The organism is Moorena sp. SIO4A1, assembly GCF_010672065.1.
Classification (GTDB): Bacteria; Cyanobacteriota; Cyanobacteriia; order Cyanobacteriales; family Coleofasciculaceae; genus Moorena.
On the sequence record NZ_JAAHHX010000015.1, the window covers coordinates 11,725 to 36,101 of the forward strand.

Annotated in this window: 28 protein-coding genes; 17 read left to right on the forward strand and 11 right to left on the reverse strand. The window is 43.3% G+C overall.

Features of this window, described 5'->3' with window-relative positions; all coding sequences use genetic code 11:
• The first annotated feature begins 87 nt into the window (after window positions 1–87).
• A complete protein-coding gene (locus tag F6K53_RS14275; RefSeq protein WP_293081149.1) occupies window positions 88–1,002 on the forward strand; it encodes a DUF2996 domain-containing protein in 915 nt (304 codons plus the stop codon).
• Between the two features lie 286 nt (window positions 1,003–1,288).
• Window positions 1,289–1,714 (forward strand): pentapeptide repeat-containing protein, encoded by a 426-nt coding sequence (locus tag F6K53_RS14280; protein WP_293081152.1) that lies wholly within the window; start codon window positions 1,289–1,291, stop codon window positions 1,712–1,714.
• 208 nt (window positions 1,715–1,922) lie between these two features.
• Here the strand turns inward: F6K53_RS14280 and F6K53_RS14285 are convergent, their stop codons facing one another.
• On the reverse strand, window positions 1,923–2,105 hold the full coding sequence (locus F6K53_RS14285) for a hypothetical protein (RefSeq protein ID WP_293019638.1): 183 nt from the start codon (window positions 2,103–2,105) through the stop codon (window positions 1,923–1,925).
• Window positions 2,106–2,393: 288 nt separating this feature from the next.
• On the opposite strand from F6K53_RS14285, the gene F6K53_RS14290 reads away from it, so the two are divergent.
• From F6K53_RS14290 to acsF, 4 genes are all read left to right on the forward strand, one after another.
• Entirely contained in the window at window positions 2,394–3,551 is a 1,158-nt protein-coding gene (locus tag F6K53_RS14290; protein WP_293081155.1) for a pentapeptide repeat-containing protein, read from the forward strand.
• A 62-nt stretch (window positions 3,552–3,613) separates the two neighbouring features.
• On the forward strand, window positions 3,614–3,811 hold the full coding sequence (locus F6K53_RS14295; RefSeq protein WP_293081158.1) for a hypothetical protein: 198 nt from the start codon (window positions 3,614–3,616) through the stop codon (window positions 3,809–3,811).
• A 351-nt stretch (window positions 3,812–4,162) separates the two neighbouring features.
• Window positions 4,163–4,318 (forward strand): hypothetical protein, encoded by a 156-nt coding sequence (locus tag F6K53_RS14300; RefSeq protein ID WP_293081161.1) that lies wholly within the window; start codon window positions 4,163–4,165, stop codon window positions 4,316–4,318.
• 30 nt (window positions 4,319–4,348) lie between these two features.
• Entirely contained in the window at window positions 4,349–5,425 is a 1,077-nt protein-coding gene (acsF, locus tag F6K53_RS14305; RefSeq protein ID WP_075896692.1) for a magnesium-protoporphyrin IX monomethyl ester (oxidative) cyclase, read from the forward strand.
• A gap of 71 nt (window positions 5,426–5,496) precedes the next feature.
• Here acsF and F6K53_RS14310 read toward each other — a convergent pair whose 3' ends face one another.
• Window positions 5,497–5,673, reverse strand: coding sequence for a hypothetical protein (locus tag F6K53_RS14310; RefSeq protein WP_158069405.1), 177 nt, complete (start codon window positions 5,671–5,673; stop codon window positions 5,497–5,499).
• 197 nt (window positions 5,674–5,870) lie between these two features.
• Here F6K53_RS14310 and F6K53_RS14315 point away from each other — a divergent pair, with 197 nt between their 5' ends.
• Complete coding sequence (locus tag F6K53_RS14315; RefSeq protein ID WP_293019647.1) at window positions 5,871–6,680, forward strand: hypothetical protein; 810 nt, start codon at window positions 5,871–5,873, stop codon at window positions 6,678–6,680.
• Window positions 6,681–6,765: 85 nt separating this feature from the next.
• On the opposite strand, the gene F6K53_RS14320 is transcribed toward F6K53_RS14315, so the two are convergent.
• Complete coding sequence (locus tag F6K53_RS14320; RefSeq protein ID WP_293071359.1) at window positions 6,766–7,002, reverse strand: hypothetical protein; 237 nt, start codon at window positions 7,000–7,002, stop codon at window positions 6,766–6,768.
• 71 nt (window positions 7,003–7,073) lie between these two features.
• On the opposite strand from F6K53_RS14320, the gene F6K53_RS14325 reads away from it, so the two are divergent.
• Both F6K53_RS14325 and F6K53_RS14330 read left to right on the forward strand, forming a co-directional pair.
• Window positions 7,074–7,220, forward strand: coding sequence for a hypothetical protein (locus tag F6K53_RS14325; protein ID WP_293071358.1), 147 nt, complete (start codon window positions 7,074–7,076; stop codon window positions 7,218–7,220).
• A 10-nt stretch (window positions 7,221–7,230) separates the two neighbouring features.
• Window positions 7,231–8,682 carry a BCD family MFS transporter gene (locus F6K53_RS14330; protein ID WP_293081166.1) on the forward strand — a complete coding sequence of 484 codons (1,452 nt, stop codon included), beginning with the start codon at window positions 7,231–7,233 and terminating at the stop codon, window positions 8,680–8,682.
• Between the two features lie 580 nt (window positions 8,683–9,262).
• Here F6K53_RS14330 and F6K53_RS14335 read toward each other — a convergent pair.
• On the reverse strand, window positions 9,263–9,733 hold the full coding sequence (locus F6K53_RS14335) for a NaeI family type II restriction endonuclease (RefSeq protein WP_293071356.1): 471 nt from the start codon (window positions 9,731–9,733) through the stop codon (window positions 9,263–9,265).
• Window positions 9,734–9,878: 145 nt separating this feature from the next.
• On the opposite strand from F6K53_RS14335, the gene F6K53_RS14340 reads away from it, so the two are divergent.
• Window positions 9,879–10,877: a DNA cytosine methyltransferase gene (locus F6K53_RS14340; RefSeq protein ID WP_293071355.1), complete on the forward strand. Its 999-nt coding sequence runs from the start codon at window positions 9,879–9,881 to the stop codon at window positions 10,875–10,877.
• A complete protein-coding gene (locus tag F6K53_RS14345) occupies window positions 10,861–11,025 on the forward strand; it encodes a hypothetical protein (protein ID WP_293071354.1) in 165 nt (54 codons plus the stop codon). The genes F6K53_RS14340 and F6K53_RS14345 overlap by 17 nt, the downstream gene beginning before the upstream one ends.
• Window positions 11,026–11,141: 116 nt before the next feature.
• Here the strand turns inward: F6K53_RS14345 and F6K53_RS14350 are convergent, their stop codons facing one another.
• Both F6K53_RS14350 and F6K53_RS14355 read right to left on the reverse strand, forming a co-directional pair.
• Entirely contained in the window at window positions 11,142–11,495 is a 354-nt protein-coding gene (locus F6K53_RS14350) for a hypothetical protein (RefSeq protein ID WP_293071353.1), read from the reverse strand.
• A 473-nt stretch (window positions 11,496–11,968) separates the two neighbouring features.
• The gene (locus tag F6K53_RS14355) at window positions 11,969–13,333 is read right to left on the reverse strand and encodes a tetratricopeptide repeat protein (protein ID WP_293071352.1); all 1,365 of its coding nucleotides are present in this window, start codon (window positions 13,331–13,333) and stop codon (window positions 11,969–11,971) included.
• 948 nt (window positions 13,334–14,281) lie between these two features.
• Here F6K53_RS14355 and F6K53_RS14360 point away from each other — a divergent pair.
• From F6K53_RS14360 to F6K53_RS14375, 4 genes are all read left to right on the forward strand, one after another.
• Window positions 14,282–15,571, forward strand: coding sequence for a glycosyltransferase family 4 protein (locus tag F6K53_RS14360; RefSeq protein WP_364304089.1), 1,290 nt, complete (start codon window positions 14,282–14,284; stop codon window positions 15,569–15,571).
• A gap of 615 nt (window positions 15,572–16,186) precedes the next feature.
• Window positions 16,187–16,351, forward strand: a complete 165-nt coding sequence (locus F6K53_RS14365) for a hypothetical protein (RefSeq protein WP_293071351.1) — start codon at window positions 16,187–16,189, stop codon at window positions 16,349–16,351.
• Between the two features lie 9 nt (window positions 16,352–16,360).
• Entirely contained in the window at window positions 16,361–16,942 is a 582-nt protein-coding gene (locus tag F6K53_RS14370) for a TetR/AcrR family transcriptional regulator (protein ID WP_293071350.1), read from the forward strand.
• A gap of 323 nt (window positions 16,943–17,265) precedes the next feature.
• Window positions 17,266–17,562: an SDR family NAD(P)-dependent oxidoreductase gene (locus F6K53_RS14375; RefSeq protein WP_293081169.1), complete on the forward strand. Its 297-nt coding sequence runs from the start codon at window positions 17,266–17,268 to the stop codon at window positions 17,560–17,562.
• Between the two features lie 303 nt (window positions 17,563–17,865).
• On the opposite strand, the gene F6K53_RS14380 is transcribed toward F6K53_RS14375, so the two are convergent.
• The 3 genes from F6K53_RS14380 to F6K53_RS14390 all read right to left on the reverse strand — a co-directional run bounded on the left by F6K53_RS14380 (window position 17,866) and on the right by F6K53_RS14390 (window position 22,050).
• Window positions 17,866–18,315, reverse strand: a complete 450-nt coding sequence (locus F6K53_RS14380; protein WP_293073575.1) for a Rieske (2Fe-2S) protein — start codon at window positions 18,313–18,315, stop codon at window positions 17,866–17,868.
• 173 nt (window positions 18,316–18,488) lie between these two features.
• Window positions 18,489–20,213 carry a cytochrome c biogenesis protein CcsA gene (ccsA, locus tag F6K53_RS14385; RefSeq protein ID WP_293073578.1) on the reverse strand — a complete coding sequence of 575 codons (1,725 nt, stop codon included), beginning with the start codon at window positions 20,211–20,213 and terminating at the stop codon, window positions 18,489–18,491.
• Between the two features lie 61 nt (window positions 20,214–20,274).
• Entirely contained in the window at window positions 20,275–22,050 is a 1,776-nt protein-coding gene (locus F6K53_RS14390; protein ID WP_293081172.1) for a cytochrome c biogenesis protein ResB, read from the reverse strand.
• Between the two features lie 339 nt (window positions 22,051–22,389).
• Between F6K53_RS14390 and F6K53_RS14395 the strand changes: the two genes are divergently transcribed.
• The gene (locus F6K53_RS14395; protein WP_293066535.1) at window positions 22,390–22,854 is read left to right on the forward strand and encodes a pentapeptide repeat-containing protein; all 465 of its coding nucleotides are present in this window, start codon (window positions 22,390–22,392) and stop codon (window positions 22,852–22,854) included.
• A 231-nt stretch (window positions 22,855–23,085) separates the two neighbouring features.
• Here F6K53_RS14395 and F6K53_RS14400 read toward each other — a convergent pair whose 3' ends face one another.
• A complete protein-coding gene (locus F6K53_RS14400; protein WP_293066538.1) occupies window positions 23,086–23,559 on the reverse strand; it encodes a thioredoxin domain-containing protein in 474 nt (157 codons plus the stop codon).
• A gap of 15 nt (window positions 23,560–23,574) precedes the next feature.
• Between F6K53_RS14400 and F6K53_RS14405 the strand changes: the two genes are divergently transcribed.
• The gene (locus tag F6K53_RS14405; RefSeq protein ID WP_293066541.1) at window positions 23,575–23,766 is read left to right on the forward strand and encodes a hypothetical protein; all 192 of its coding nucleotides are present in this window, start codon (window positions 23,575–23,577) and stop codon (window positions 23,764–23,766) included.
• On the opposite strand, the gene F6K53_RS14410 is transcribed toward F6K53_RS14405, so the two are convergent.
• Window positions 23,760–24,371 carry a hypothetical protein gene (locus F6K53_RS14410; RefSeq protein ID WP_293066544.1) on the reverse strand — a complete coding sequence of 204 codons (612 nt, stop codon included), beginning with the start codon at window positions 24,369–24,371 and terminating at the stop codon, window positions 23,760–23,762. The two genes, F6K53_RS14405 and F6K53_RS14410, sit on opposite strands and share 7 nt — an antisense overlap.
• Window positions 24,372–24,377: the final 6 nt, after the last annotated feature.

Genomic DNA, 24,377 nt, shown 5'->3' on the forward strand with positions numbered 1-24,377 from the left:
TCCCGACTCCCGACTCCCGAGCCATCTGTCTAGCCCTTGGCCAGTAAGATAGGATCATCCAGACTAAAGAAACGACTTACGTAAGCTATGGCGGAAGAAACCCTACCCTTACCTAACCCTGAGGACGCAAATACTCCTTCTGATACATCAGCAGACCAGCCTGCTGCTAATAAGGAACCGAAGCCTGCTGCTATAGTAGACCAACCGCCGGTTGAAATAACTGAACCGAAACCTCCTACACCATCACCAGACCAGCCTGCTGCTGTAGTAGACCAACCGCCGGTTGAAATAACTGAACCGAAACCTCCTACACCATCACCAGACCAGCCTGCTGCTAATACGGAACCGAAGCCTGCTGCTGTAGTAGACCAACCGCCGGTGGAAATAACTGAACCGAAACCTGCTGCGATCGTAGACCAACCGCCTGCGGCTAAATCAGAAGACAAACCGGCGGCTAAGGCCCCTGCGGCCAAAAAGCCTGCGGCTAAATCAGAAGACAAACCGGCGGCTAAGGCCCCTGCGGCCAAAAAGCCTGCGGCCAAATCAGAAGAGAAACCAGCGGCTAAGGCCCCTGCGGCCAAAAAGCCTGCGGCTACAGAGGCAAAAGCTAAAAAAGCCAAACCACCAGCAATTGAAAAGAAACCCTTTACTGAATTTGTGGAACAACATTATGTACCAGCCCTTAAGACTGCTTTTGCCAAACAAGGTATTGATGATGTAGATGTGACTTTTGCTAAACAGAAAATCCCGATTCCGAGTTTGAGTCAAATGGATGACTGTTGGCAAGTAATGGGTAGTTGGCAAAATGGTCAACGGAAATTTAACGTTTATTTCCTAGACGAAGATATTAAAAAGCAAAAGGCTTTTTCGGCCTCAGCTAATGGTGTTCAACCTAGTACGATCGAATCTTTTATGATTGATGAACGGAGAGTTACTCTTGATCTAATGGTTCATTACACTATACAACGGCTAAATGCTCAGAAGTGGCTAATGTGGAATTAGTAAGTCTTGGCTAATGTTTAGGTAGATTTTAAGCTATCAGCTATCAGCGTGTCGCGTATCAGCTATCAACTATCAGCGTGTCGCGTATCAGCTGATCCGGGTAGCGTGGCCAACGGCCAAGGGCTTTTTCCCAGACTTTCAAGTCTGTAAAATATGAAACTATTAAATTCGGCTTTGCTTAACAATGGAATGATTTGAAGAGTTTTGTGGAACGGGCATCTTGCCCGTTACAATTCCCGGGCAGGCAGGATGCCAACCCCACTCATATTCATTCCTTGATTCAGCAATGCCATTTTTTAGTAGTGCTGACCTAAGTGATGCCAACCTCAAGAGTGCTGACCTCACTAATGCCCAGCTCAGTCGTGCTATTGTGGACAATACCCAATTCGGAGATAACTCAGGAATTGATGAATCCATGAAGGGTGACTTAATTAAACGAGGGGCAATGTTTGAGGATGTAGCAGGGGATAGCTCGGAAAGTCTTACCCCTAGCCAAATCCCGCAAACAAATGCGATCAAAGGAAAGAATGCGATAGCATCAACCAAAAAACGCGATCGCTTAAAGCAAATAATGCGATCGCATTTTTTTTGTTTATGCGATCGCTTAAACCAGAAAATGGGCATTGCTAAATCTTGGGATCAATATCAGTGGGGTGGGCATCCTGCCTGCCTGGGAATATTGATCACCGGCAAGATGCCGGTTCCACGGTGAAATATTGATCACCGGCAAGATGCCGGTTCCACCAAGATGCCGGTTCCACAAAACTCTTCAAATCATTCCATTATTAAGCAATGCCAACGAATTAGTGTAGAGCGATCGCATAATCCAGCTATAGCAGTTCTCAATTAGGTGAGGTACACAAGTTGTGGATTTTAGGGAACAGGGAAAAAATCCTGTTCCCTATACTAGCGCTATCATTTTATTTCCCTTGAGACTTAGGAAGTGACAGTCCCAGATAGCCTCCAAGACCTATTTTTGCCATATCCATAAACGTGGGGCGGTATTGTTCATCAATTACCGCTAGGGTAAGTGACCCCCCAAGTAATATGGAGATAATAGTAGCTTGAACCATTTCTTTGATTGTCAGAGTTTTATGAGCCATAGGTTTTTGTTGTAACTGGTACGCTTGACTGCTACTTTTAATGGTTACCGACAAAACCCCAACCCTTGACTGTCCAATGGATTAGTTGCTAATATGTCTTGGGTTTTGTTTGATTGTTTTGTGACTGAGTTGTGATTGCGCTAAAGGTTATGGCGCTGGCAGCAGGGAATAGGAAACTTTGGCTCAGGGAATTATTGAGTTTGGTCATTTAGGGTTGCATCGCTTACTATCTTGAATTTTTAAACACTATTCAAACTATTACTATAGTAAAAAAAAACTAGCCAGACTATGAAAGAAGCTAGCCAAGTAAAAAAAAAACTAACTATTACTGCCTCGTCAAAAGGTATAGAGAAAGCTGAAAAAGCTTTAATCAGGCTAGGATTTGAATCTAAAAGTAAATTTGCAAAGTCACAATTTATAGGTCGCAGTACAGTAACAAAGTTTTTTCAATCCCAGCCAATTCAGTTGGATTCTTTTAAAAGGATATGCCAGGCCCTGACCCTAGACTGGAAAGAAATCGCGGGAATAGCAGACGAAAACCAATCCGAACTGCTAAGCATAAATGATGGCAGTAGTTCAGAGCTGTTGGAGGGGGTGGAGCAAGGGCAAGCACCTAGGCGCAAAGTGACTGTAATCGATAAACAAAGTGAAACCATTAAAGCTTCTATTGTCTTAGAAGGGGATATCGATTCAGTTCAAAATTTAAAACATATTCAATCTATTTTACGAGACTATTCAGGATACAGTATAAACATTATTGATATTAAACCAGGCAGCATCCGATTAATTATAGAGGGTTCTCCAGAGGATATCGAACGGCTTAGAGCTCGAATAGAATCAGGAGAAATCAAAGAATTAAGCGGTTTTCCTGTTCAAGATATTCAAATTTTGAGCGAAAGGTCAGAGCATGATCAAAATAATGAACTTGATTCTAAATGGCGTCTAGTTGAAGAGATTGCTAGCCGTAGAGCTGTGGGTCGAGACTGGAGGGGTGTTGACCTCAGTGATGCCGACCTGAGTGGTGCCGAGCTGAGGCTTGCCTACCTGAGTGGTGCCAACCTGAGTGATGCGGACCTGAGGAGTGCTGACCTGAGGCGTGCCAAGCTATTTAGTGCCAAGCTATTTAGTGCCGACCTCAGTGGTGCCAACCTCAGCGGTGCCAACCTGATTGATGCCAACCTGATTGATGCCAACCTGATTGGTGCCAACCTGATTGGTGCCAACCTGAGTCGTGCCAACCTGAGTCGTGCCAACCTGATTGATGCTAACCTCAGCGGTGCCAAGCTGAGTGGTGCCAACTTGATTGGTGCTGAAGTGAAAAACGCCCAATTTGGATATAACTCAGGAATTGATCAATCGATGAAGGGTGACCTAATTCAACGAGGCGCAATTTTTGAGGATTTGCCAGGGGATCGCTCTGAAAGTTTAACCCCTAGCAAAAGATAGGGATTAGCGAAATTAGGGAGTACTGATAATTTTTGGGAATCCGGTAAGCTTCAATCAAAGAAATGCGATTGGCCGTAGACCACGCGGGGCGCGATGAAGCGAAGCTTCCGCTAAAAGCGAACGCTTACAAATACTCAACATGCTCAACCATTTATTCTAGAGTATATAGCCTTTATCATAGTAATGAGGTACACAATATTTGTGCCCTATTCCCGATTCCCTATTCCCTATTCCCTAAGCATTTAGCTATCAGCCAATAGCTAAATGCTTACCTAAAAAAAAGGGGGAGTCGCAACGGTTCCCCCTTGACAATCCCGATTTTTAGGTCAAAACTATAAAGATGATAACGAAAAAGGTAATAACTTGATTGTTAAATAACTTTATTAAATAATTCTTTTAGTTAAGTTATGTAACAGCTTTCACCGTTCAGGTTTGCTTAAGCTTTCAGGTTTGCTTAAGGATTCAGGTTTAAGCTACGGCAGGGGCAAAATGTAATAAAACTTTAAATTACGTTGTAACTCTTAACCTAAACAGGCGTTTGAGATCACCAATACCCTGGTAAACTCAGAGAGCAATATATAGCAGCAATATATAGCAATCGTTATTGATTGGTGAAACTGACCCTGGGGCAAGGTGTTTCCTTGTGTTCCCTGTGTGGGGAATCTTTCTGGTTTCACGAGCTGATCCCGATTGCTAGATCATTGTCATTGGTTTGGGCTGGGTTGAGTGACCCGGATCTGTCCACACCAGGCCACCGAGAATGGTAAGCAACTATAACAAGCAAGCAAGAGCTTAAGATGGTAGATTCCCTTAAAAAACCTGATTTTGATGAAATCCGACCCGGTATAAAGGTACCGGCGAAGGACACGATCCTAACTCCCCGGTTCTACACTACTGACTTTGAAGCAATGGCGAAGATGGACCTCTCGCCTAATCAGGATGAACTGGAAGCCATCCTGGAAGAGTTTCGAGCTGATTACAATCGTCACCATTTTGTCCGGGATGAGGAGTTTAATCAATCCTGGGATCACATTGATGGGGAAAAACGCCGGTTATTTGTTGAATTTCTGGAACGTTCCTGTACAGCGGAATTCTCTGGTTTCTTGCTCTATAAGGAATTGGGACGGCGCTTAAAGCATAAAAATCCTGTGCTGGCAGAGTGCTTTACCCTGATGTCTCGTGATGAAGCACGTCATTCGGGATTCCTGAACAAGGCTATGTCAGATTTCAATCTACAGCTGGATTTGGGATTCCTGACTAAGAGCAAGAAGTACACCTTCTTTCAGCCGAAGTTTATTTTCTACGCTACCTATCTGTCTGAGAAGATTGGCTATTGGCGGTATATTACTATCTATCGCCATTTAGAAGCTCATCCTGAAGACCGGGTCTATCCAATTTTCCGGTTCTTTGAAAACTGGTGTCAGGATGAAAACCGTCATGGGGATTTCTTTGATGCGATCATGAGAGCTCAGCCGAATACGCTGAATGATTGGCAGGCTAAGCTTTGGTCGAGATTCTTCTTGCTGTCGGTGTTTGCCACTATGTATCTGAATGATGTTCAGCGGTCTGGATTTTATGCCTCCATTGGTTTAGATGCTCGTGAGTATGATAAGCATGTGATTGAGAAGACTAACGACACCTCAGGACGGGTCTTCCCAGTTATTCTGGATGTAGACCATCCGGAATTTTATGAGCGTCTGGAGATTTGTGTCCGGAATAATGATAAGCTAAGAGCGATCGCTAATTCAAATACGCCTAAGTTCTTGCAAATATTCCAGAAGTTGCCACTCTACATGTCTAATGCCTGGCAGCTCCTAAAATTGTACCTGATTAAGCCGATTGATATGACGGCTAAACATGGTTCTATGATCTAAAGTTTGCTCCGCTAACTGTTAGCTTCGTTTTTGTGGTGATTCTACTTTATGTAGGATCACTTTTTTTTGATTTACCCTGGGAGTCGGGAATCGGGAATCGGGAATCGGGAATCGGGAATCGGGTTGTAAGTGCTGTAAGTTTGGGGAGATAGGGAGATGGGGAGATAGGGAGATGGGGAGATGGGGAGATGGGGGAGATTTTTAGTAAGGGTAATTATAGCGTTTCTAATACTTAACCTGTTGTGCATTTAAATTGAATATTATTCCGTTATAAAACAAACCGTAAAACCCTCTCCCCCTACTCCCTATTCCCTATTCCCTATTCCCTACTCCCTACTCCCTACTCCCTATTCCCTACTCCCTTAGATCCGGAAATGATACAAGAATGACAGAAGTTTTATCGGTATAGGTGCGTCAGTTCTGTTAGTGTATTTTTTATTGTTGAGTGTTAAAAAATTTGGGACTTAAGTATCTAAAAACGGGATTACTGGGACTAACGTTTACCTTCACAGTTGCTTACCGAGCTGGGAGTCAAACTGTGCCAGTACCGGACTCGACTACAGGCAACCCAGAGGAAACCCAGGGGAATCCGCCTCAGCCTACTCCAGAGAAATTACCAGAGTCCCCCCAGTCTGATCCTCCTGGTAATTCAGCAGCCCAGGAGTTGGATTTAAGTCCAGAGATAATCGAAGGCAGTCCAGTGCTACAGCGTTGGCTAGAGGAGGTGCCGGATGTTTGGCAGGATATTCGCAATCAACCCAGTTTTCGCACTCGCTTGCGGTTGGGTTACTCCCAGTTTCCCTCTAATGGACAAGCCGCAGGGGTGAATGTGGGAGTGGAAGATGTGTTTATTGGTAATTCTGGCTTGACGGTGAGTGGGGATTATCAGGCTTCGTTTAATGGTGAGCGAGAAACCTTTGGGGTAGATTTGCGGTATTATGTACTGCCCTTAGGGAGTTATTTTAATGTTGCCCCGATGGTGGGTTATCGCAATTTGGAAACTGATGGTTACTCTACCGATGGGGTAAATGTGGGAGCGCGGTTGCTATTGGTTTTGTCTCGCACTGGTGCCGCTGATATTTCCTTCACTCAAAGTTTTGTTTCTATTGGCAGTAGTGATGAGGTCGGGATAAGCAAGCTTTCCTTTGGTTATGCCCTTACTCCCAATTTGCGGCTTGCTACGGATATTGAGAAACAGAATTCTATCGAAAATAAGGATAGTCGGGTGGGGATTGGGTTGGAATGGATGCCCTGAGATGTTGAGAGGGTTAGGAGTAGAGTGGGCATCCTGCCCGCGCGAAAATAAGGAGGAAACGGGCAAGATGCCCATTCCACGGAGCTCACAGGGGTAGGTTTTTTACATCTGGTTCGGGAATCGGGAATCGGGAATTGGGAGTCGGCAGTCGGGAGTCGGGAGTCGGGAGTCGGGAGTCGGGAGTCGGGAATCGGGAATCGGGAATCGGGAATCGGGAGTCGGGAATCGGGAATCGGAAGTCTAGAGCGTTCGCGTAGCGTGGCCATTCCCGTAGCGTGGCCGTAGGCCAATCGCATTTATCGAGCCTATCAAGATAACCCATTTAGGGATTTGATCTAAGCCATTTAGCTATAGCATTTACCTATAGCATATCCAAATCGATCATGAAACCCAATGCTGATTTCTGATAACACCAAAAAATCCTCGGATCTCTTTCCTACTATTCCCGATTCCCGATTCCCGATTCCCGATTCCCGATTCCCGATTCCCGATTCCCGATTCCCGATTCCCGATTCCCTCTGTTTCCCCACACTAAAGTAAAACTCTACCGATGAAAACCAGTAATGTAGTCAAGTCTGAGCTTCCCTCCTCAGCACAGCACCACAGACTTCCCAAGATTAATCTATTTACCATGTTCCGGCTTGGTCTATTCCAGATGGGATTAGGGATCTTGGCAGTGCTGACCCTAGGAGTGCTCAACCGAGTGATGATCGACGAGCTAGGTATTCCAGCCTCAATTACCGGGAGCCTCCTAGCCATTTCGCTGTTTGTTGCCCCAGCCAGGGTATGGTTTGGTCAGCTCTCGGATACTAAACCCGTCTTTGGATATCACCGTACTGGTTACGTCTGGATGGGAAGCGGGTTATTTATGATTATCCTATCCTTAGCGGTACAAATCACCTGGCAATTGGGCAATCTCGTCGAAGGGGCTGGAAGTTGGACATGGTCAATTCCAGCCTATAGTTGGGTCGCTCTTGGGGCTCTAATTTTTGCTCTCTACGGTATGGCTGTGAGTATGAGTTCCACTACCTTTTTTACCTTATTAGTGGATATTTCTGATGAAGACAACCGTGGCAAATTAATCGGTATTATCTGGTCAATGATGACTGTAGGTATTGCCATTGGCGGCATCAGTAGCACAATTTTGCTGAAGGGATTAGATAATATTGATACATCCCTGGAAGTATTGCGGTCATCAATTACTGGGCTGTTTTTCTTCGTACCCTTAATGGTGTTCGGGCTAGCGGTATTAGCCACCTTTGGAATCGAGAAAAAATACTCGCGCTATTCTTCCCGTTCTATCCTAGCGAATCGCGAAGACCAGATTACCTTGGGCCAAGCCCTAAAACTATTAACGGCTAGTCCCCAAACTGGCCTGTTTTTCACCTTTTTGGTGATCATGACCATCAGCCTATTTCTCCAGGAAGCAGTGCTAGAACCCTATGGGGGAGAGGTCTTTAATATGTCAATTCCTGAAACCTCTCTACTCAATAGCTACTGGGGGATTGGGATGTTGATGAGCTTGAGCGCAACTGGCTTTTTCCTAATTCCCAATTTAGGTAAGCGCAAAACCACTCAATTAGGCTGTTTAGCGGTATCTATCTGCTTTATCTTGATTATTATGTCAGGATTTACCGGAAATGCTCAGCTATTCCAGGGAACCTTACTCTTATTTGGTTTATCTACTGGTATCGCTACCACAGGGGCTCTGAGTTTGATGTTAGACCTAACCGCAGCAGAAGCGGCTGGCACCTTTGTGGGGGCGTGGGGATTAGCGCAAGCCATGGCACGAGGCATAGCAGTAGCCAGCGGTGGTGTGATCCTTGATATAGGTAGAGCCATTTTTTCTACCCCAGTCTTGGCTTATGGTGTCGTGTTTGCTCTCCAATCCGCAGGGATGATAGTGGCAATTTGGTTCCTGGGTAAAGTGAATTTTAAGGAATTCCAGGATAATGCTCAACATGCGATCGCTGCTGTGATGGAAGGAGATTTGGATGGTTGAAGGCAGAATGTTGAAGGTTGAAGGTTAGTAGGTTGAAGGTTATTAGGTCTATTGAATGCGATCGCTTTTAATAGCAGGCGTAGGGTGCGTTAGGGGTGGGCTGGCCATCATATTAAACCTCGTAGCAAGTGTTGGGAAAGCCCGCCCCGTAACGCACCAGAAGGTTATTCGCGTAGCGTGGCCAAAAGGCCAAGGTTATTAGGTCTGTTGAATGCGATCGCTTTTAATAGACCTGGCAGCGTTAGAAGTTTTATGCTGTTGTACTACCGCCAATTCTTATCACCTGTTGCTTGAGCTGAAGTTGGTGACTTGTAGAAGAGGTGTAGGATAGGTCAATAAAAAAAGTAAATTTTGCTGTGGCTACCGATATAGAGATGTAGGGTTACAGCAAAAGATACGATGAGTGATCAAAAAAAAGCAAATAGTAGCTTGGATTAGTAGCCTTGTCCCTTTATCTCCTCAAACGGAAGACCCCAGCACATCTTTAGGTGTTCCAAAACTTCTATCACCAGCAGATAAAAGTGTTTTCAATCACTACCCCCGGAGATGATATTAGTTAGAAATCAGAGAGTTTTGGTATTTACCCGTTTGGGATAAGCCATTTAATGTGTTGCTTACCCACAGCGGAAACACTTTTTTTCTTGTCTTGGTTGCTACCTTTAGTCAACATATCTGGGTTGGCTCTCAGAAGCCCTGCTTGGAAAAACATCTCGTCTTCATTGATGCGTGTCAGGAGGCATATTTCCCCAATTGCTTCAGGAGGTATCATCCACGTTTTCCCAATTGTTGCTTTTGAATCAAATTCAATGTCAATCAAGTAGAAATCTAATTTGGTTCCTCTTTCCCATCTAAACTCATGGCGCAGATAAGCTTCTACTTTTATTCCGAAAATCGTTTTCTCCGCTTTCTCTACTTCTGCAAGTCGAGTGCGCCCCATTCGTTCACCATCAATAACGTAATCCATCGCATCTCGAATTACTTTGCCATAGCGGGATTCAAAGTTTTTGATAGTATTAAGGGTGCTGAAGAGCTTTTCGAGTTTGGCGTCCAAATTGTTTAACCTTGATAAAGCTCATACAAGTGTAACGTGTAGTGTAAATTTAGGGTTAGTCCTTCACGGATGCGATTGACCGTAGGTCACGCTACGCGAACGCTCTTACCTGAACCCAATATCTGAACAATAACTGGAGGCAAAGGTGACACAACAGTTAACTGCTATTGAAATTTGTGCGGGTGCTGGGGGAATGGCATTGGGCTTAGAACAGGCTGGCTTTAAGCACCTGGTCGTGTTTGATAATGACAAGTATGCCCATGCAACGCTTCTGAAGAATCGTTCTGGCTGGAACCCCCAATTGTGTGATGTCCGCACCTTAGACTGCTCTTCCTATGAAAATGTAGACCTTTTTGCAGCAGGGGTTCCGTGCCCTCCCTTCTCGATTGCGGGGCAGCAAAAGGGGGGGAATGATGAGCGTGATTTATTTCCGGATGCCCTACGGTTAATTCATCAGGTACAACCCAAAGCTGTACTGTTGGAAAATGTGCGAGGCTTTTCCAGTAAGAAGTTTGCTGACTACCGAACGGCATTAAATTCTGAGTTTCGGAAGATGGGTATGATCATGCAGTGGCGGGTACTGAATGCATCGGATTATAGTGTGCCCCAACTCCGTCCTCGGTTTATTTTGGTTGCCCTCAGAAAAGAGTATGTCCCTTTTTTTGAATGGCCTGAACCTATTCCTGAACCTCCAACTGTCGCTAACACGATTGGAGATTTGATGGGTTCTGACGGTTGGCCTGGGGCAGAGGCATGGATGAGTAAAGCACAAGCGATCGCTCCCACATTAGTTGGTGGCTCCAAGAAGCATGGCGGGGCTGACCTTGGCCCGACACGAGCCAAGAAAAAGTGGGCAGAACTAGGAGTCGATGGTAAAGGCATTGCCAATTCTCCGCCCAGTTCCGAAACCCCGATTGATGCATTGCCCCGATTAACCCTGCGCATGGCGGCTCGGCTACAAAACTTTCCCGATGACTGGGAATTTGTAGGAGGAAAAACTGCCCAGTATCGTCAAATTGGGAATGCACTTCCTCCAGCAGTCTCTCGCCATGTTGGACGGTCTATTGTGTGTGCTCTCAACAAAGTGGAAGTCAGTGCTACCAAACCCAAGCAATTGGAACTTTTCAGTGCCGATGTGGCTTGAATTTAGGGGTTGCTGGCTTGGTCACAAGCAGACCGGAAAGGGGAATCTTAAGAGAAAATCCTTAGGCTGGTTTATGGCTAGCAAGGTTTTCGCTGGGATGCTGGCTGCTCCGGTTGAGGTGGAAGCCCAGATACTCAAAAGTGATTAATCGTAGGGTAGGCAGTGCGTAGTAAGGCGATCGCAAACAAATGAATCGATGTGATCCACTGCCCACCCTACATGTACTCTATGGTACTTCCGCTTTGGGAAGCTTAAGGGAGTTGATCACAGTACTTCCACTTGAGGCAGTTGGATTGGTGCACAACCATTATGCACGGCCACCAAAGTATTTTGAGGTATATTCCATTTTTTGTTGTTGTTGTTGTAGCACTCGATGACTACTTTAGATCCCTTAGCTATTTTTAGTGAGTCACCACGATAAAGCTTTTCACCTTTGGATATAGAAATAACGCTTTTATTGAAGCGTGTGATCTTACCATTTCCCTTAGCTTCCACCACAATTCCTATAGGTGATTGATAAGCCAAAAATTGAGGTAATTCATCAGCAAGAACTTGATTCGTAAAACTTTGTGCAATGATAATACAAACAATTGTCAAAGCAGTTACTATCTTTTTCATTGTGGTTACTCCATACTGAGTATGCTAATTTTTCAGAAACTTGAGATGCTATTTAGCGTGACGCTCCTACACTTACCCGACAGGGAAGTGTAGGCTTCCAGCAGTTTTTAAGACTAGCAGAACTGTAAGCATTAAGCTAATGCACTACCTGCTGACTCCTGAGTGTTTATAGCTGATTTTCAAGTATCTATAGACTTATCCGACTAAGCACCAAAAATTATGCAGCAAACTTTCAATACCAGGTTGATATCCCACAGGACTTAGCCACCAATACCACTTCCTAAGGCACTAACTTTGAGCTTGCTCTCATTTTACGCCTCGTCGCCAGCATTGGGAAAGCCCGTCCGAAAATTATAACGGGAAAGATGCCCGTTGCACCCACTGGTTCAAACAGTAAAAATGAGATGCACCCAATTCTAAGTTAAGAGTTTAGCATAACAAATACCGAAGATCCTTCATTGTTTATTGGGCAACTATTTATTTAACCCAGTGTCTAAGCGCTGTCTAGCTTGGTCAATCCATTTGTCTTCATCTATATCATAACTGGAGCCATATATAAAGCAATATCTCCAATTCTTCATAATTATTGCAGTATTTTTTTCACCTGCTTTTTCTAGTACCTGAGCTAGCAAACAGTAAGCTGCTGCCTTTTGCTTATCTAAAGTAATAGCCTCCTGTAGATAAGTTTTTGCCTCAGCATAGCGATTTTGTTTGAGCCGAGCCCACCCCAGGTTTTTAAGCAAATAGTATCTCACTTCATCATTCTCATTTAGGTTTAGACCTGTTAGTAACAAGGAACTAGCTTGATCATAGTTTTTTTCGATAATATAAATTCTTCCTAAGTTATTATAAGAATAATAAAAGTCACCTTGTAAAGCAATTTTGTATTCAGCGATAGCCTTTTCCTTGTCTTGTAGTTTCTCATAAATTCTTCCTAATTGATGATGAGGTTCAACGTCGTAAGGATTCAGTACTAGTGCTCGTTTGTAGCTTGATATGGCGGCAGGATATTGCGGAGGATTATTGCTAGTGTATTGATCACCACGATTTTTGTAAAAAATCGCAATCTGAGGTAACGACAAACGAAAGGTAACAGAAATTAGTAAAATACTGAAGGCAATACCACAACTTACTTCTGCCCAAAAATATTGAGGAATATTCAAACGGGTAAGAGCACGTTTGATTGAATCCTGTCCAGCTTTTGTTAGAGCGCTTCTACCAGCCAATAGTGTTAAGACGCTCTGAGTAGCAGTAACAAAAGCCCTTACAATATTTGGTTCACCAGTCAGAAAGCGTGAGTAAATGTCTACGGTTAAACTCAAAGACGATGTTAGAAATACAACGGTCAGTATTTTCCATAGCCAGTCAAGATAATCCCATCGATGCTTTGGAGGTTTGAAGAACCACCACCAAGCGTCTACTTTAGGATTCAAAATAGAATGCCATTCAGTTAGATCGACTACTGTGGTAATCTTATTAGTCTCTTGCTTTAATCGGTTATCTAGATCGTTAACCTTAATCAAGCTTCCTGTAGGAATCTGTGATTGATTGGTTAATTCTGCTTGAACTGTATCACGAGCAGTCAAAACTTCTAGAACTATTTCTTTTGATGGCGAGCGGGAGGATCCCACTTTGGAAGAAACATACCGCATTAAGCTGTATGATTGTGATTTTACTGCCCACTTAAAAAGATATATTTGCCAAAGTGGGATGCTCCCTGACGAGCTAGTATCTTCAAGTTTAGTCAGTGCATGAGTATAACGTTGAATAGCAGACTCTAACGTTGATATAGCAGAGTTAGTCTTAGGAGTTTCTCCTGGCATAAGCTGACTTGACATTTAATTGCCTCAGATTACAACAACCTTTTCTAAAATTAAGCCATTGTCTGAGTGATGGGAATGTTTTCAGCACAGTCAGGTATAAGCGCGATCGCACCAACAATCACATCAGTCTTTGACCGGCCAGTTTGCTCAACCTAGTAGCTATTGAGTTATGGAAAAGGGTTGGAGGAATCCTAATGGCGATTTGAGGTTTAGTAATAGCATCAATCTAAAGTAGCGTTAAAATACCACTTGTATGACTAAGTGTTGCTATTGCTGTATTAATTCTTAACATTAGGGCAAATCTGCTCTGGAGGTATTTCTGCTCACCGACATCAGCTAGTGCTTTACAGAAAGCCCAGCAACGGTTGCGAAACCTTAGGCCAGAAGACATTTCCCAATCCTATCACGACCAGATAAAGCAACAAAAAGCTAGAGGGGCGCTTGTCGCCCCTCTAGCAGGATGGGTAGTGCGTAGTAAGGCTGTTGCCAGCAAATAAATCGGTGAGATGGACTGCCCACCCTAGATATTAAGGTTCTTCAGTACCTGCTATGCTAAATTTTCAGTTCAGAAACTCATAAAGGTTACTCTACAAGGGTTATGAGGCTCTTTAACTAACAAAATGTTCTGAATACGGCCTCTTTCTTCTGCTCCGTTCGCGTAGCGTGGCCTACGGCCTCAGTCCCTGCTCCCTTTGGCACAGTGTTTATTTAGCATAACAAGTACGGAAGAGCCGATATTAATAAGCAGGTGCATAAAATTAATTACACATTTTCTAAAACTCAAACCCTTGCAATATATGGGTTACATAGATTGATAGTAGGCAATTAATTTTGTTTAGGTGCTTAACTATTTTTTTTTATTATGTAATTTTTATCATCAAAAAAAATCCGGAATAAATAGATATATACAGAATGAATTATATAAATTAAATTATTTTTATTTTTAATTTGATAAAAAATATAATGTTTAGCCAAATAAAAGTATTACTAATAATAGAGCAATGTAATCCTGAGTGGCCGTCTGTACCTTTATTAGCTTACAAATACTTTGAAAAAATTAGCCAAATTGTTGATGTAACTCTTGTTACCCACGAACGAAATAAAGAAGCTCTTGAAAAGTCAAGGGAAAATACTCATAAAATAGTTTATTTTAGCGAGAGTAAATTCAGCAAATTGTATTATAGCTTTTTGGAAAAAATTACTACAATAAGGGGTAGAATAAATTGGCCTTTATTACATACATTAAGCTACCCTATTTACGAAGAATTTAATCACCTGGTTTATAAAAAATTCCGAAGACAAATACTGAATGGAGATTATGATGTGGTGCATGCACTAACTCCGATAATGCCAAGATATCCTGTTAAGGCAATCAAAGCATGTAAGCAAACTCCTTTCCTTCTCGGTCCAGTTAACGGTGGTGTTCCCTTTCCAGAAGGATTTCAAAAAATAGCAAAAAAAGAATATGCTCATTTAAATTTATTGAGAGCTATTGGTCGATACTTCATACCAGGCTATGTGGCTACTTACAAGAAAGCAGACAAAATTTTAGCAGGATCTACCTATACTTTAAATATGTTAAAAGACCTGTTTAAAATTCCAGATGATAAGATCGAGCTTTTCTATGAGAATGGGATATCCCAGGATTTTTTAACACAAGTGAGTACCCGCAGTAATGGTAACAAGCTTCATTTACTATTTGTTGGGAGATTAGTTCCCTATAAGTGTCCTGATATCGTCATAGAAGCAATTAGTAAATTGGACAAAAGCATCAAAAATAAAATTCAACTAACAATAGTTGGCGATGGTTCAGAGAAAGACAATCTTCTGAACAGAGTGCAAGAACTTGGTTTAGAAAAAGTAGTAAATTTGGTGGGTTGGGTTACCCAGCAGGAAACACTTGAGTATTACCGTAAGTCCGATATTTTTTGCTTCCCCTCTATCAGGGAGTTTGGTGGAGCAGTGGTTTTAGAGGCGATGGCTTGTGGGCTACCTTGTATTGTGGCAAATAATGGCGGTATTGGTGAATATGTAACTGAGGAAACGGGTTTTAAAATCGAACCTATTTCGAGAGAATATCTGACGAAAGAACTAACCAATAAAATCCAAGTACTGGCTACAGATGAAGAACTACGAAAAAAAATGTCAGCTAAATCTATCGAAAGAGTTCAAGAATTTGAATGGAGCAACAAAGCCAAACAAATTGTTAATGTTTACCATCAAATGATTAGCAAAAAATTATCTGATCGCTAAAAAAAGGGTAAGAATTACGGTAGGGGGTATTGACAAAAAGTCTGTTGGGTGGACTCATTTTTGTAAAAAAGAAGGGAAGTATGGAGCCTCACAAGTGTAGGTTTTTTACAAAGGGGAAAGTAAGGAGTCATCGATCAGGTATAGAGTAGATCAAGCAGCAACTGTGTATGAGTGTTGAGGGATGAACTACAATCGACATTTGAAATAATGGAAGGGTAGTGCTACACAACTAGTGATTTTACACATCAAGTTCGGGAGAGCCCGTTTTCTCAAATTCAGCCATTGTCTGAGTGATGGGAATGTTTTCAGCACAGCCAGGTATAAGCGCGATCGCACCAACAATCACATCAGTCTTTGACCGGCTAGTTTGCTCAACCTAGCAGCTATTGAGTTCTGGGAGAAGGGTTGAAGGAATTTTAATGGCGATTTGAGCTTTACTCACAGCATAAATCTAAAGTAGAGGTATTATACCACTTGTATCACTAAGTTTTGCTATTGCTGTATTAATTCTTAATATCACGGTTAATGCCGTCTGGAGGTGTTTTTACTCACCGACATCAACTAGTCCGTTGGTGGGCAGTGCGTAGTAAGGCGATGGCAAGCAACTGAATCGGTGTGATCCACTGCCCACCCTACATCTGTGTTCCCGATTCCCGACTCCCGACTCCCGATTCCCGATTCCCGATTCCCGATTCCCGATTCCCGATTCCCTACTCCCTACTCCCTACTCCCTACTCCCTTTCCAAAAAAGACTTGACAAGTCTACCTAGTAGTAGGTAGCCTAAAGTCATGAAACAGAAAACTGCTCAACAAATCCTAGACGTAGCTCAATCCATGGTGCGCAACCGAGGCTACAGCGCCTTTAGTTACGCGGACATTTCCAAAGAAATAGGTATCCGTAAGGCTAGTATCCATTACCATTTTCCATCTAAGGATGATTTGGTAAAGGAATTAGTTAAACGATACCAAAAAAACTTGGCACGGAAATGTTTTGAAATTGAGCAACAGGAAACAACACCACAAGCACAATTGAGAGAGTTTGTGAATCTCTATCGAGATGGTTTGCAAGACAATAAAATTTGTTTGTGTGGAATGTTGACAGCAGATTTGAGTGTTTTAAATTCCGAAATCAAAGCAGAGATCAGAAGTTTCTTTTCTGTCACTGAATCTTGGGTAGCCAGACTATTGCACCGTGGCTGTGAAACCGAGGATTGGCAGTGTAGCAAATCGGTGGAAGTAGAAGCAAAAATGCTACTTTCGATGTTACAAGGAGCGCAATTATTAGCCCGGGTAGCGGAAGATAGTAGTGCTGCTTTTGATCAGATTACTGGTGCATGTCTGGAAGAGAAGCTATCAGCGGTCAGCGATTAGCTTAAGCGCTACGCGCACGCTACGCGAACAGCTATCAGCGGTCAGCTATCAGCTATCAGCGGTCAGTGGTCAGCGGTCAGCTATCAGCTAATGGGCTATGGGTCACAGGCTAGAAGCCTATTCCACGGTACTTGAGGTGCTGATGCGAAAGTCACAGGCTAGAAGCCTGTTCCACACTACTTGAGAATAAAATAAGCTGACAGCTGACCGCTGACGGCTGACGGCTGACCGCTAATAAAGGAATAATTTTTTTTATTCCATCGTCTACCTTCTAGTAGGTAATTAAAATAAAATCAATCCATCAATCAATTAAGGAGATAATCATGACACAGGCATTTGCGGGACAAAAAATCATTGTTGTTGGTGGCACCAGTGGTATGGGTAAAGCGGTTGCTCAATTAATTCTTCAGCAGGGTGGTGCTGCGGTTTTAATTGGCTCACGTCAGCCTAAACTGGAAGAAGCAGTAACGGAACTTAGTCAATATGGAACGGTAGTGGGTGAGTTAGCGACGAGGGTCTTCGAGCTCTGCAAAGGCTTCTATAATTGCGATTTGAGACACAAGAGTAGATGGATTAGACTAAATTTGCGCTCAATTATACCATATCTTGTTTATATTTAGAATGAAATAGCCCTGGACTTCAGCTGCACCTAAATTTCCCTTAAAAAGGGGGACTTCAGCTGCACCTAAATTTCCCTTAAAAAGGGGGACTTCAGCTGCACCTAAATTTCCCTTAAAAAGGGGGACTTCAGCTGCACCTAAATTTCCCTTAAAAAGGGGGACTTCAGCTGCACCTAAATTTCCCTTAAAAAGGGGGACTTCAGCTGCACCTAAATTTCCCTTAAAAAGGGGGACTTCAGCTGCACCTAAATTTCCCTTAAAAAGGGGGACTTCAGCTGCAATATCAAACCTGCTCCTAAATGACTAGCTTACTTTTACCAAAACTAAATTATCTTCTTCCTTTGTTTCATAGCTTGTCAAGGGTTTGTCTGCAGGTCCTTTCGTTACTTTGCCATCTAAATCAAATTTAGAACCGTGGCAAGGACAGTTAAATATTTTATCCTCTTGCTTCCAATCCACGCTACAGCCTTGGTGAGTACACCTAGGGTTTACGGCAACAAGACTATTGTTGCTCAGATTACGCACGACTAGAATATCTGCTATCTTGTCGCTAATTTTGCCTTTGTCTTCTAACTCCTGCACTGTGCCAACGGCTTGGAATCCATCCTCTCGCACCGACTTATCAATCTTAGGGCTTTCCTTTTCTGTTGCTTGTGGCGGACTTGGCTCAGGACTACAGGCAGCTAATGCTACTGGTAGATAAGTAGCTAATGCACCAACACCAAACCAGCCCATAAATTTACGACGATCCATAGTATACCTCTACCTGGAAAACGATTTATTTTAATAATAAACCATAATTAACAATTAATTATATTATCTCTCAATCTAGGAATTTTTAATCGAAAACATGACCAGCTAAATTAGGTTGATAATTTCTTCCTCATTAGTTGGTATTATGCATTTTTAGTTGGTTTTAATTAATTTTAATTATCTTTAGCCATAACTGGTTGATTTTGACTCCATTGTTTCACTATATTTTTACTAGATTTAGAGAGCAACCAACGGTTATATCTGGTAGCTGCAGCTGCTACAAATAATAAGTCTAAACCAACTAGGGTCCCGACAATTAATTCTGAGCCACCAGTACTAAATCCATAACTGTGTAAACCAGTACCGAGAACAAAGTTAACGCCATACCAAGCCATCAACACAGCATTAAAACAAACTACACTAATGACTGCCATCCCAAAGTCTGCTAACCATCCTACCAGACGACCATGTAAGGGGACTATGTAACACATTAGGGCAATCAACGCCCAGGTTTCTTTGGGGTCCCAACCCCAGAAGCGACCCCAGGAGAAGTGAGCCCAGATGCCACCGAGAATAATGCCAGTAGTGAGCAGTAAAACACCAATTTGTAGGACTCGATAGTTGAATTTTGATAGATAGGAAATTCGTTGAAAGGATTGGGGAGCAACTAGATAATGTCCTAGAATAATATGTCCTAATCCCATCGCTAAGGCAAAACTAGCATAGCTGAGGGTAATGGTGGGAACGTGGATACTTAGCCAGAAGTTGTCTCGTAGTACTGGTACAAGGGGGGCAATACTTGGATCTAGCACGGCTGGAAGACTGTCTGCTAGAAGAAGACAAAGGATTGATAAAGGAGCAGCGGCTAACAGATAGTATTTTGCCCGGTAGATTAGCTCAAATACTAGGGCAATGGCGGCTATCCCAAATCCAACCCACACTACGGATTCATACATATTGGTGACTGGGGGACGTCCGGCAATTTCCATGCGGGTGATAAAGCCGTAGCCTTGGATGAAAAGACCTGTCAGGAAAATTCCTACTGCACCTGAGTAGAGGTCGAATTGTTTGAAGGATAATCCTAATAACAGGACTAGTAATGCGATCGCATAAATTTTCCAGGCTTTACTAAAGGGGCGAAAACTAGAGAAGTTAACTTCCCGTTGCAGCAAGGAATCCTTGGGGTAAATTTCAGGGCTAAGAGCGGCTAACTGCTGATGTAGTGTTTCCGCGACTTGCCCAACCTCCACAGTAGTCAGTAGGGGATCTAAACGATAGGCTTGTTTGAGTGTTTGGTAACTTTGCTGTAGGGGGGTAATTTGTTCGTTGGTGTAATACTGTTGCGATTGAGGTATGCTTACCCAAGTGCCTTTACTCTCGCTGGGATGGGGAACTAGGGGTAGGGTATCAGTACCTACCGTGCGTAACATTAATGCCAGTCTGTCTTCTATGGTGAGGGCTTCTCGTTCGTCTCTAGTCAGCTCAATGTTGTCCGCTTCTTTTTGATTGGCTTCCAGAACGATGGCACCTAGGTTGGAACTGACTAATTCTGCGAAGGAGAAGTATTTTCGTTCTAGGTCAAGACCAATTTTTTCTTTGAGGGGGCGGTAGGTAAGTAGAATGAAGGGTTCTTGGTTCCAGTCTCGGTTATTAAACCATAGGGATAGGTAGGTTTGGAAATAGTTGAGGGTTTGATTGTTTTCTAGGCGGTAGTTAGTGGAACCGTGGATTTTGGCTACGGTTTCTCGGGCTACGGTGTCTAAGGGTTTTTTGCGCCCATCAAGTTGGACGGCTAGGGTTTGTAAGGGGTCTAGGGGTGATGGTTGGAGTTGGGTTGGAGGTATGATCAGGATTACGATTCCGAGACAAAGTCCGATCAGGAGTTGGAGTGGTTTCATCAGAGGACAGGAGTAAACGCTAAACAGAAGTAAACGCTAATCTGAACTAGAACAAAGTATGCTAGGGAGAATGATAGTACAAGGGAACTCCGGACTCCTCTGGCTGGCGGCGCAGTTTTTTAGCTATCCCTCGACCATAGAACATGATGGTGATGCCACCGATTACTAGACCGGAGCCTGTCCAGGTTAAAGCAGTTACCCAGGCTGGTTCTCGCTTGATTTGTAGGGTTGATTGTTTTAAGTCACCGGGATTCCAGGAAGCTTGGGCTATTTTCCAGCCTTGATACCAGGTTGGATGGTTCATCCAAACGTTGCGGTGGGAGATGACATGGTGATCCCGGTCTTCGATCCGGATTTTGCTAGTCCACATAGCAACGGAATCACTGCCTTCATTGCGTTCAACGATGAAGTCTTCTAATGCGATCGCAAACGGCAGTTGCAAGAGTTTGGGACTAAAGGCAGCAAAGATTTCTCCTGTTGGTTCGTTAATCGTAGTCGGTTCGCCCCAGGGTAACCAGGTTTGGATTCCGGTTTCGGTGCTGACTAATAAGGCTGGTACTCCCTTAACGGTTGGGTCAAATACAGGTATGACCTGACGATTGATTTTGCCATGGGGAATATACTCGTCTAGAGTAATTTGGAAGTCTGCCCAACCGGGACTGACAGCTTTTCCAACCTCTAAGGTTCCAGATTTAAATCCTTTCGAGGAATGGGCCGCATAGAATAGCTGACCTGATTGAGTCACGATCACCCGGAAATAATCCTGTGATTGCTGGGGTTGAATGTTATAGCTAATCTCAATTCCTTCTAGGGGTTTTCCTGATACCACTGAACGAATTGGGGGAAAGTTTTCCTTTCCAAACACAAACCAGCGTTCAAGCCCTTCTGGTGTGGATACCTCTAACTGTACTGCGGGATTTCTCAGTTGTTGGGAGGCCGTTGTCGGTTGGTTGTCGGCGTCTAGTCGGAAATCCGGCCAAAAATCGACGACTTTGACTGAGGAGTCTGGGGCTTGGGATGACAGAGCTTGTTTTATATCGATAATCTCTGTATCTATCTTGTCCCTTTCTTTTGACGTTACCTTGATGCTACCCCAAGGACTCAAGTTTTGTTCTTGAGGGGGGGATAGCAGAGATTTTCCTTTTCCTGTCGCTACCGTATCAACCTGAATGATTTCTAATTCAGCTGGCCCAATCCCTACTTTGCTATAGGCTACTGGGGCTACAGCTATATACCGCTCTAGGGTTTGCCCCATGCGATCGCTTTTCAAGCGTAATCGCACTGCTGGATTATCTACTGCTAGATTATCTGCCGTTGCCCCTTCGGTAAAACTAACTGTTTTGATGGTGTTGTCGCTGTAGCCTACCAAAGACAGTTTACCAATTTGCTTGGGGATGACTGAACCATCTGGCTTGATCAATACATCAGTTTGCTGCAACTGTGATGATGGTGTCATCACTTCCACAAATTCCCCTTCAACCCGAATCTGATTGCTCGAAGCCGTATCGGTGCGCAAAGGTAACATGCCCTCTACACCTAAGTGGATTACAGCCGCTGAACCAGCGATAATTACGATGATACCAAGATGGGTCAGAGCAAAGCCGATTTTACGCGCACCTCGCCAGGGATAGCGATACAGAGCTGATACCGCTAGGTTGAGGGCTAGTAGGAACATTAAGGCTCCAAACCACGGACTTTTGTAAATCTCCTGTTGCACGGTTGTTGACCCGATCTGAGATTCGTAAAACGTCGCCCCAATTAAGATAGCGACAATAATACTAAGTAAAGGGACAGCTAGTTTAATCGAGCCAATAAATTTCAAGGTATGCTCAAGCATATATAGCAGTTCTAAAATAGGTGAGGTACACAATAACTTTGGTATTTTAGGGAATAGGGAATGGGAAAACGGTAATAGGTAATATCAAAGTCGCAAGTGGTCAAAAATCCTGTGTACCACATTACTATGAAAACCACTATATCAAGTTTTTCATCTTAAAGGTGTACTCAATTCTTCTACTAATAGTCTACTAAATTAGACATTGCTAAACGGTTGCGTAAACGCGATCGCTAACATCATACTTCGATACTGGCCATATCACGGTCTGTCTATAATTTCTCATCTGTAAGGAATTGTGACTAACACCAGACCCAATCCAGATCACGTTTGAGGTTATCTATGCTGTTGTACACTAGTCCATCTAGCCAACTTACCACAACCAATCCTGAGGAAGTACTGAAGCGATATGCTAGGGGAGAACGGGATTTTCGGGGCATAAATCTGAGTGAGGAATTGTTGAGTTGGGTAGATCTTGAGGGGATAAATCTCAGTGGTGCTCAGCTTTATGTATCTATCTTAGAAGGGGTTAACCTTACCGAAGCGAACCTTACTAGAGCTAACCTCAGTTGGATAGACTTAACTGCAGCTACTTTAATCAAGGCAAATTTGACTGAAACTAACTTACACAAAGCCGATTTGCGTGGAGCGGATTTGAGTGGTGCTAACCTTCAGGGCTCAGATTTAAGTGGTGCTAACCTTATGGGTGCGGATTTGAGTGGTGCTAACCTTATGGGTGCGGACTTAACTAGTGCAGTAATGTCTCATAGTTTTGATATCGGTATCTTAAAGTTGGCAGCTTTCTAGACAGATCTTGTTTCTGGGTTGTTTTGTTGAAGGTTGTGTTGTTGAATGTTGAAGGTTGAAGGTTGTTTTGTTGAATGTTGAAGGTTGAAGGTTGTTTTGTTGTTCGCCTTTGGCGTCCGAAGTAGGGTAGGTTGTTTGGTTTAAGGGTTAATAACCTGTAACTTTCTAACCTGTAACTTTCTAACCTGCAACTTTCTAACCTGCAACTTGTCACCTATGGTAATCCTGTTTTCAGGATAATAGCTCTTGCAGCACTTTAGTGATAATTGTTTCAGGGATTTTGCCAACTAGGATTTCTTTCTCTTGCTGATTAGTGTCTAGAAATGTGAATTGAGGCACACCAGTCACTCGGTATTTTTCAATCGGTTTAGCCCACTGGGGGTCATCTACATTTAGCATCACCCAATTGACACTTTCTCCATACTGCTGGTGTACTTTGTTTAGGATGGGAGCCATGGATTGACAAGTGTTACACCAGTCAGCGTAAAATTCTATTAAAGTGGGCTTATTATTGCTCAAAGCAACTTCATAAGGTAGGGATTGTTTTACCATTGTTTTGATTAGAGCTAACCCAGCCACGGTCGAAGTGCTAAGGCTAGATACATCAGAACGAGTTAGGAAAAATGTTCCAGCTGCGAATACAACAGTGATTATTCCTACAACAATGCTGAGTTTTGCCCTGAGTTTTCCTTTCTCACTATTCATTATAGTATTTCTCAATTGGGTTTTGACGCGGTGGTGCGTTACGGGACGGATTGTCCCAACACTTGCTATGGCTTGTGTCTTGGCGAGCCCGTCCCTAACACACCCTACGCCACTGTTGCCTGCTCCCTATTCCCTATTCCCTATTCCCTATTCCCTATTCCCTATTCCCTATTCCCTATTCCCTATTCCCTGTTCCCTATTCATTGATAGTAATAGGCCAGAAATATGTGAAATCCTAGCATCACAAAGAAGACACTGACTAGGAAGATATGGGTAGATAGCCAGATAGAGCGTAGATTACGAATTAAGGGGCCTTTAGATATACCCGGTAGCATCCTACCAATGCCATCCTTTGCTGGCACCCAACCAAAATATTTTCTAGGAGATTCCAGCACCCCGGTTTCCGCCACAACACCGACTAGAGCCGATAGGGTTACACCAAAAAATAGCCACAGGAATATAGAATTAAAATTCTTCCCTGTCGCCCCAATGGTATGAATTAATGTTGTCCCTAAAAGGGCGACTCCCAAAAAGATATGTAAACTCCGCCACAGCTGTATGGAACCAGGAATAGTAAACTTAATCATCCAGCCACTACTACGCTTTCTAGCCGTTAGTACTATCTCAAACAATACAAAGGCTAGGGATAGATAGCCGGTAATTTGCTTATAAAGTTCCCCTTGTAAAAGCTGATACCATTTAAAGTAATTCTCCCGCAGCATCGGTATATAAAGGGGACTGAGGGCAAAGGGAGTCAGAATTACCACACAGATGAAGGTGAGGATGATTAAGGTAGAAAATTTGGGCTTCATAACATA